This window comes from Nostoc sp. UIC 10630 (genome assembly GCF_010747425.1).
Classification (GTDB): Bacteria; Cyanobacteriota; Cyanobacteriia; order Cyanobacteriales; family Nostocaceae; genus Nostoc.
The window spans coordinates 1-9,409 of record NZ_JAAGOG010000255.1 but is presented as its reverse complement, the minus strand read 5'-3'; the positions used below and the strand labels follow the sequence as shown (position 1 = coordinate 9,409).

Sequence of the window (9,409 nt, the reverse complement as noted above, 5' to 3'; positions counted from 1 at the left end):
GGCAGGGGACTGGCGGCTGGGGGGAAAAAGAGATTCCCCAAGTTCTTTGTGACATTGTGATGAAATTGATGGCGAAAAATGCTGAAGACCGCTATCAGAGTGCATTAGGGCTGAAATTTGATTTAGAAAAATGTTTGTCTCAATTGCAAGAAACTGGAGAAATCAAATCCTTTCAATTAGGTGAGCGGGATATTTGCGATCGCTTCATCATCCCAGAAAAACTCTATGGTCGCCAAGACGAAGTTGAAAGTTTACTGAATGCCTTTGAGAGAGTCAGTCAGGGAAGCACTGAAATTATGTTAGTAGCAGGCTTCTCTGGTATTGGCAAAACTGCTGTGGTTAACGAAGTCCACAAGCCAATCGTGCGACAACGAGGTTACTTCATTAAAGGTAAATTTGACCAATTCCAACGCAACATTCCTTTCTCTGCCTTTGTGCAAGCTTTTCGAGACTTAATCAGGCAACTGCTGAGTGAAACTGACACTCAATTCGAGCAGTGGAAGTGCAAAATTCTCTCTGCTTTGGGTGACAACGGACAAGTGATGATTGAGGTGATTCCAGAACTGGAAAGTATGATTGGTAAACAGCCTCCTGCGCCGGAACTCTCTGGGAGTGCGGCACAAAATCGCTTCAAGTCGCTGTTTTTGAAATTCACTCAAGTCTTCACTGCCTTAGAACATCCATTGGCAATCTTTATTGATGATCTGCAATGGGCAGATTCTGCTTCTTTAAAGTTAATGCACTTGTTAATGAGTGAAGTTGACATCGGCTATCTACTATTAATTGGTGCTTATCGAGATAACGAAGTTAATCCAGTACATCCCCTGATGCTGACTTTGCAAGAGATTCAGAAGTTGGGTGCTACAGTCAATACAATTACCTTAACTCCTCTCGATCAAACGTCTGTTAATCACTTGGTTGCAGATACATTGAGCTGCTCCCTAGCATTAGCCACACCGTTAACAGAGTTGATATTGAGCAAAACTAAAGGTAATCCTTTCTTCAGCACCCAGTTTCTCAAAGCTCTACATCAAGAAAAACTAATTACATTTAACCCCCCTCAGTCCCCCCTTACCAAGGCGGGAAGTCAAGGGGGTTGGGAATGTGATGTTGCTCAAGTGCGATCGCTCGCCCTTACTGATGATGTAGTAGAGTTTATGGCAATTCAGCTTGAAAAGTTGTCAATAGAAACTCAAGAAGTTTTGAAATTAGCGGCTTGTGTGGGAAACCAATTTGATTTAGCCACGTTAGCGATCGTCTCTGAACAGTCTGAGGCAAAAACGGCAGATAAGTTATGGAAAGCACTTCAAGAAGGATTTATTATTCCTAGCAGTGACGTTTACAAATTCTATCAACAACAATCATTGGTAAATAGTCACAATGACTATGGAAAAATAACCAGCAGCTACAAATTTCTTCACGATCGCATTCAGCAAGCTGCTTATTTACTAATTCCTGACAATCAAAAGCAAGTTACTCACCTGCACATTGGACGTTTGCTGCAACAAGCGACGGCTGTAAATGAACGAGATGAGAAAATTTTTGCGATCGTCAACCACCTTAATCAAGGGGTCACTTTGATTAGCGATCAGCAGGAGCAACAGGAACTCGCGCAGTTAAACCTGGCTGCTGGACATAAAGCCAAGGGTGCAACAGCTTATGCAGCAGCTTTAAACTATTTCAACACAGGTATTGCCATACTAACGAGTAATTGCTGGCACAGCCAATACAATCTCGCCCTCATCTTGTATGAAGGAGCAACAGAATCAGCTTACCTCTGCACCGATTTTGAACAGATGGAACAGTTAGCTGATGTGGTACTGAATCATGCTCAATCCTGGCTAGATCGGGTAAATATCTACAGTATTAAAATCCAGGCTTGTATGGCACAACATCAGCAGCTAGAAGCCTTGCAATTAGCACGAGAAATCCTCAAGCATCTGGGAGTGTATTTGCCGGAACAACCCACCTCAGTAGACATCGAACAGGCACTGAGGCACACCCAAACCTTGCTTAATGGCAGGTCAATTGAATCTTTGTTGGAATTACCGCAAATAGCCGCACCGGAGAAAAAAGCGGCAATGGTTATTTTATCCAGTATTATTTCTGCGGCTTACCAAGCTGCTCCTGAACTTTTGCCTCTAGTGATCTTTGCCGAATTCGATTTATCAGTAGAATACGGCAATGCTCCAGAATCGACTCATGGCTATGTAATGTATGGGTTGACCTTGGTTGCTACATTGGGAGATATTGACGCAGGCTATCGGTTTGGGCAACTGGGGATGAATCTTATGCAACGCATCTATGCCCCCAAGCTAACTGCTAAAACCATTTTTGCCTTTAACTGCTTCCTTAGACATTGGCAAGAACCTGCAAAATATACCTTGGAAGGATATTTGCAAGCCTATGCCAGTGGGCTAGAAAGCGGTGATATCGAGTATGTCGCTCTCAGCCTGATGTGTTATTGCTACACAGCTTACTGGAGTGGTCAGGAACTATCTGCCTTAAGACAAACGATAGATATGCATCGCAAGGTCATTCAGCAATTGCGCCAGGATACCTGTCTGCACACACAAAGTATTTATCATCAGGTTGTAGTCAATTTGTTGGAGGCTGTGCTTGAACCTGAGCGATTGCTTGGCGAATACTGCCACGAAGATGAAATAATTCAGCTTTACGTCAAAACGAATCAGGGAGCAGGACTATATCAGGTTTATTTCAATAAACTTTTCCTTTCCTACCTTTTCCAAGACTATGAAAAAGCTCTACAAAACGCCCAACTTGCAGAACCGTATTTGGGCGCAATCACAGGACTAGTGATTCTTCCTCTGTTTTACTTTTATGATGCACTAGTTCGATTAGCGGTTTACCCAACTGCCAGTAAGACAGACCAAATCAGCATTATAGAACGCGTGAGGGGTCATCAAGAAAAACTCAGCATTTGGGCGGATTATGCACCAAGCAATCAAGCTCACCGCCATGCTTTAGTTATTGCGGAAAAATGTCGAGTTTTGGGGGCAAAAGCCGAAGCAATTGAGTATTACGATCGCGCCATTGCTAAAGCCAAAGAAAACGAATACCTCAACGAGGAAGCTTTAGCTAATGAACTCACAGCTAAGTTTTATTTAGAATGGGGCAAAGAACGCATTGCCCAAGAATATTTGATTAATGCTTATTATTGTTACACTCGCTGGGGTGCTAAAGCCAAAGTTGATGATTTAGAACAACGTTATCCAAGGCTTCTAGCGCCTATTTTACAACAGACGCGTTCACGAAGTGACTCTGCGATCGCAAATATTGACAGCATTACTACCTTGCACTCAAGCACTAATAAATCACCAACATCTAGCAGCAGTGCATCAGTAATGCTAGATTTGGCAACGGTTCTCAAAGCCTCTCAAACTCTTTCTAGTGAAATTGAACTGGATAAATTACTTACGAAGCTGCTACAAGTGGTAATTGAAAATGCTGGAGCCGATAAGTGTGCGTTACTACTGCTCAAAGAAGGTAAATTGCTAGTTGAGGCGACCACTGAAGTTGGACAGCAATCAAGGTTGTTACAGTCCATTTTTGTAGAAGATAGCGCAGACATTCCTCATAGCCTAATTTATGCGGTTAAACGCAGCCTGCAACCTACCGTCATCCTTGATGCAACAGTGCATCCGATGTTAATGGCTGATCCCTACATCATGCGTCAGCAACCCAAAAGCTTGCTGTGTACACCGATTCTCTATCAAGGCAAACTATTAGGGATTTTGTATTTAGAAAACAATCTGGTTGCTGGGGCGTTTAGCAGCGATCGCGTCGAAATTCTCAATTTGTTATGTACTCAAGCTGCAATCTCCCTGGAAAACGCCCGACTTTATCAACAAGCACAAGATATTTTAGAAAACCTTAGACAGACGGAACAATTTTTGCGGTTAATTATCGATAATATCCCGCAGTCTGTTTTCTGGAAAGATCGCAATAGTGTTTATTTAGGCTGTAACCATAAGTATGCTCAAACTTTTGAGAATGGAGTGTCTGAAAATGTTATTGGTAAAACAGACTACGACTTTTCCTGGACTCGTGAGCAATCAGATTCTTTTGTAGAGTGCGATCGCCGCATTATGGAGTCTGGACAAGCTGAACTCAACATTATAGAAACCGTGCTGAAAGCTGACGGAAAACAAATCTGGTCGAATACCAATAAAATTCCGCTACGAGATAAAGAAGGAAACGTTTTTGGCATTCTTGGTACTTCTGAAGACATCACCGAATACTACCAAGCACAACAATTGCTGCAACAGCAAAAGCAACAATTAGAACAAGCTTTGCGAGAACTACAAACGATGCAATTGCAATTGGTGCAAGGTGAAAAAATGTCTGCTCTTGGTAATCTGGTGGCAGGTGTCGCCCATGAAATAAACAATCCTATTGGTTTCATTGCCGGCAACATTGAACCAGCCAAAGATTATATTAAAGACTTGTTTGCACTGATTAATCTTTATCAAGAGAAGTTTCCTAATCCTGGCTCAGATATTAAAGACGAAATTGATGCCATCGACCTGAATTATTTACGTGAAGATTTATCTAAATTACTGGACTCAATGAAATTGGGTGTTCAGCGTATCCGCAGCATCAGTACCAGTTTGCGAACATTTTCCAGAGCAGATAAGGATTATAAAGTTCCTTTTGATATTCACGAAGGCATTGACAGCACTATTCTAATTCTGAGACATCGTTTAAAAGCTAACGAAAATCGTCCGGCAATTGAGGTGGTGAAGAATTATGGCAAACTCCCCCTAGTCGAATGCTTTGCTGGACAACTTAATCAAGTGTTTATGAACTTGTTAGCAAATGCCATTGATGCCCTTGAACAATACAATACAGAACGGAGTTTGGAAGCAATTCTAGCTAACCCCAATTGCATCACCATTCAAACCCGTGTAGCAAACTCAGGTCAGGATATCTTGATTAAGATTGCCGATAATGGGGTGGGGATGTCACCGGAGGTCAAGGAACGAGTATTTGACCATTTATTCACTACCAAGCCTGTAGGAAAAGGCACTGGATTAGGATTAGCGATCGCTCGTCAAATCGTGGTAGAAGGACATGGCGGTTCACTCTCCTGCACTTCAGAACTTGGACAGGGCACAGAGTTTGTCATTCAAATTTCTACTCAACAAAAATAATGAGTGCTGAGTAATTTCCACTTCAATACTTTCCGGTTTTTGGGGTAAAGGGAAGGAAAAAACCTGATAGTTTCAAGCAGCAAGCACTGTTAAAAACACGGCAAGGTGAGAATGATATTAATAATTGGTTAGCCATTCAGAAGCCAGAAATTAAAACTTTGGCAAATTTTGTTGTGGTGCGATCGCTATTGTTCAAGCTTTATCAACAAACCTAGACAAAAATCATACAAGTGATTTTTTGGCTAATTTCTACCCTCATTCTCAAAGACGATATACTTTAAGAAAGTTGATTTTTGAATTTAATCTGCTGTAACAGCTACTACATCAACTCTCTGAGGTGATATGCTTTTAAAACTGCAACAAATTATTGTTAAACCTGGTCAACAAATGTTGCTCAAAGATATTAGTTGGCAGCAGTTAGAAAACATTTTAGAAGAAATGGGGGAAAGACGTGCTGCACGTATCTCTTATAGTCATGGTTGGTTAGAAATTATGGTTCCCCTACCAGAACACGAAAAAGATAAAGAACTTATTGGTGATTTAGTCAAAATTTTGTTAGAAATTTTGCAAATAGATTTTGAACCTTTTGGCTCGACTACGCTTAAAAATGAGCGGATGCAACAAGCAGTAGAACCAGATACTAGTTTTTATATTCAAAATCAAGCTGCTGTTATTGGAAAAAATCGCATTGATTTAACTATAGACCCACCACCAGATTTAGCAATCGAAATTGATATTACTTCTCGAACTCGATTTGAAAATTATAAAATTTTGGGAGTTCCTGAACTTTGGCGACATACACAACAAGGTTTAGAGATTTATTTGCTAAAAGAAAGTAAGTATATAAAATCTGGCTCTAGTCCTAATTTTCCTAATATTCCAATTATTGAATTAGTGAATAAATATGTACAGCAGTGTTTAACAATTGGTAGAAGCCAAGCTATGCGTAATTTTCGAGATTGGGTTAAAGATAATTTATAACAATGTGATCGCTATTTTGAAATATAAAAATCAAGAAGTGTGATCGCTATTAAATAAAGTTGCCAAATTCAGGTTGAATCGGCACAAAGTTATTTTGTTTAATTTTAACTAATTTGATATCATGATTTGTGCAATTGCCAGATGAAAAGTGAATTTTTACTGTTTAACGACTAACTCGAAAATGGTAACCGTACAATAGAGTTTTTGTGCAAAAATTCAGCAAAGAGAAGCATCAGCACCTAATTATTTTCGTCAAGACTCCCAGTTTGTTGAAGACTTTTTATCATCTCTTGCCCTTGTTTTGTTAAAATTAGATTGGCATAGGCTTGACCAGCTTGCTGTTCTCTTTGACCATTTTGCTTAACTACTACGTAGAAAATAGCAGGTAATGGATATTCACTACTGTAAATTGCTTCGATATTAACTCGGTTACGCTTACCAGCACCACATTGAGCAGGTGACACGAAGTTTTGTCTTTGGTATGGATAGAAGGTTTTACCCTCCGTGTTAATAATAGGTAAAGTCTTAACTCTACACTGTGGTACTACATCTGAGATTGGGCCTACAAAGATTCCCCCAGGTTCTCTCATGATTTTTTGGAGTCCTTCACTAGTCGTATTAACAAAGTTAATATTTTTACCAAAATTTATAATTTCTAAACTTGTTCTAAACTCGTCAGTGCTTTGCAAATTACCACTACGTGTATAAAACTTAATTGGGATATCGGCGAGAGTGCCAGCCTGTCTCCAGTTGTCAATCTTACCACTGTAGATTTTACTTAATTGTTCTTTGGTCAAAGCATTGATCGCTAATTCGGGGTTAACGGCTACTGCTAAACCACTTTTAAGAACTGGAATTGCTTTAAGAGTAAACTGCTTTCTTTTAGCTTTGTATCCCTCTTCAGAGGAAACATCACGGGATGATAGAGCAAAATCCAGTCCATCTTGTCCACCATCTATTAACTTCTCAATACCTATTCCAGAACCTTGTACCAAGTCCTTTCTTATTTTTATGTCAAATTTAGGATAAGTATTTTTAATTTCTGATTCCAGCTTTGGATGGATAAAAGCCCAAGAAGTACTACCGCCGTATTTAAATGTTCCTTCAGGTACATTACGAACTTCTGCAAACTGATTGGTAACTTCTATTGGTGTAGGTGGGATAGCTCGATCTTCAGATTTTATATCCGGTATAATAAATTTTACTATTCCAGCGCCAATAATAACTCCCATAGTCAACACTACTAAAGATTTAGGAGTTACATTTAACCTTCTTTTTTGAGAAGCTTCAATTAGGGCTGTATCTTCATCCCTAAGTCCTAAATTTTGCTGAAGACGTTTCAAATCGGCACGAGTATTTTCATTAACAGGAAATTTACCTTTAGTTACTTGGAAGAATACCTTTTGATATTCCTGTAAATTTTCTTTGTAGTCTTGATAAGGTTTTAAAACCTCAGCCTCTTTAGCGGTGGCTTCATCAGATGTAAGTCCTAACTTTTTTTGTAGCTTAGTTAAAGCAGTATGACCAATATCAGAAATCTCACCGTCTCTTACCCAATAATCAACTTCTCGACGATATATGAGCTTGGGATCATCAATAGGTGCTTTAGCAAGGTTTATTTTATAGCCTTCTTTGATAGCATATATCTCCGGTTTCATTGCCGGAGTAGCTTCTTGTACTGCCTTAGTAGCATATTCATGTAATTCATCAACCGAAATCCAACCATCTTCATTCTTATCTGCTGCACCAGTCTTCAACCCCTCAACTATGTAGGTGGTGTAAGTTGAGGTATCTGCTCCTAGCTGTACAAAAGAAAATTGGGTTGAGGTACTAGATGTCAGAACAGCACGCCCTTCTCCACCCAATTGGTTTCTGATATCAACAAAACCATCATTTTTCGCTGACATCCCCTCAGCAAATGCCCCACTAAAGCAACAATCGAGAATTACTACTTCGCGTTTGCAACGGCTATTGCTCATAACCCTATGTACAGAGTCAGCTGATACTGTTGTGGCCTTAACTAGCTCTCCTTTGTCACTTTTTTTAGTATTGCAAGCAGCAAAGTAAAGGTTGCCCTTCTCATCTTTAATTCCATGACCAGAGAAAAATAGCAGCACGAGGTCATCTCTTTGACGATCGCTAAATAGCCTCTCGATCGCCTCATCCATTGCTTGTCGTTGAGGATTTATCAGTAGTGTTACGTCATCAAAACCGCCTATCTCTGGGTTTAGCAAAACTCGCTGCATAGCCTCGACATCTTTTGTCGCTGCTGGCAATCGGGTAAGACCAGGCTCATACTCACTGACTCCTATTAGCAGCGCTATTTTCGCCATCTCGTTATTACTTCCTTGCTAATAGAATTTATCAGTTGCCTGCGATAAACTTTTGAGCTTGTTCAATGGCGGCGTTTAACTCTTGCTGACTGCTAGCTTTCACCTTGAGTTTTTTGCCGTTAGCTTCAACTTCCAACTCAATAGTTTTGTTACCTAAGCGATCGCCCAAAAATCCCAACAATTTCTTAAAATTGGCAAGGCTCACCTCTGTCTGCAACACCCCGACTAGAAAACCGCCAACAGATTTGGCTCCTTGAGGTATTTCTGTAACTGCTACAAGTTCAGCACTTTCTACATCTAATTCTTTGATTTCTCGCAGCAGATTCCGTGTTTCCCGTTCTTGTTCCTCTGCATCTAAGTCTGGATTAGAAAGAGCGAGCGTCAGTTTGACGTTAGATTCAGAACTCATTTTGTGCCCTTTTAGGTTTTTCAGCAGTTGATGGTCAATTGTATTTCTGTAGTATATCGATTGACATCACATCTTCTATGTAAATTTCCTGAAACTTCTTCAAAATTTTTACAAAAACTCATAAAATTTAGGTAAAAATCTGGTACAAACACAGAACATTTGTTTTCAATAGCTTCAAAACTTAGAGGCGATCAATACTATTTCATCTGACAAGTTGTTTTTATACAGCATTTTATTTTACCAACGCTTGCGATCGCAAAGGAGCTACTGAGTTTATCCTTGCAACTTCCTGGCGATCGCTAGCTCAAACTATTACAGGATGGCGTAAATGCAGCTACGCTCTCAATTAACCAGAAAAAGGGCAAAATCCCCTTGTTAAAGGCAAACTTGCGCCACAGTTTTCAGGTTAATTAAAACAAATCCAAATCTGTCACAGCACCGATGCTGCTAGAAGATACTAATTTGGCATATTTCGCCAACACGCCTTTAGTGTAACGCGGAGCAGGAGGTTG

The 9,409-nt window shown here is 40.1% G+C and carries 4 protein-coding genes; 2 read left to right on the top strand and 2 right to left on the bottom strand.

Features of this window, described 5'->3' with window-relative positions; all coding sequences use genetic code 11:
* Positions 1 to 68 precede the first annotated feature (68 nt).
* Both G1O98_RS33750 and G1O98_RS33745 read left to right on the top strand, forming a co-directional pair.
* Positions 69 to 5,174, top strand: coding sequence for an AAA family ATPase (locus G1O98_RS33750; RefSeq protein ID WP_243458623.1), 5,106 nt, complete (start codon positions 69 to 71; stop codon positions 5,172 to 5,174).
* A gap of 342 nt (positions 5,175 to 5,516) precedes the next feature.
* On the top strand, positions 5,517 to 6,155 hold the full coding sequence (locus tag G1O98_RS33745; RefSeq protein WP_163937829.1) for a Uma2 family endonuclease: 639 nt from the start codon (positions 5,517 to 5,519) through the stop codon (positions 6,153 to 6,155).
* A gap of 239 nt (positions 6,156 to 6,394) precedes the next feature.
* On the opposite strand, the gene G1O98_RS33740 is transcribed toward G1O98_RS33745, so the two are convergent.
* Together G1O98_RS33740 and G1O98_RS33735 are read right to left on the bottom strand one after the other, a co-directional pair.
* A complete protein-coding gene (locus G1O98_RS33740) occupies positions 6,395 to 8,488 on the bottom strand; it encodes a substrate-binding domain-containing protein (RefSeq protein WP_163937826.1) in 2,094 nt (697 codons plus the stop codon).
* A gap of 31 nt (positions 8,489 to 8,519) precedes the next feature.
* Entirely contained in the window at positions 8,520 to 8,897 is a 378-nt protein-coding gene (locus tag G1O98_RS33735) for a hypothetical protein (RefSeq protein WP_163937823.1), read from the bottom strand.
* Positions 8,898 to 9,409: the final 512 nt, after the last annotated feature.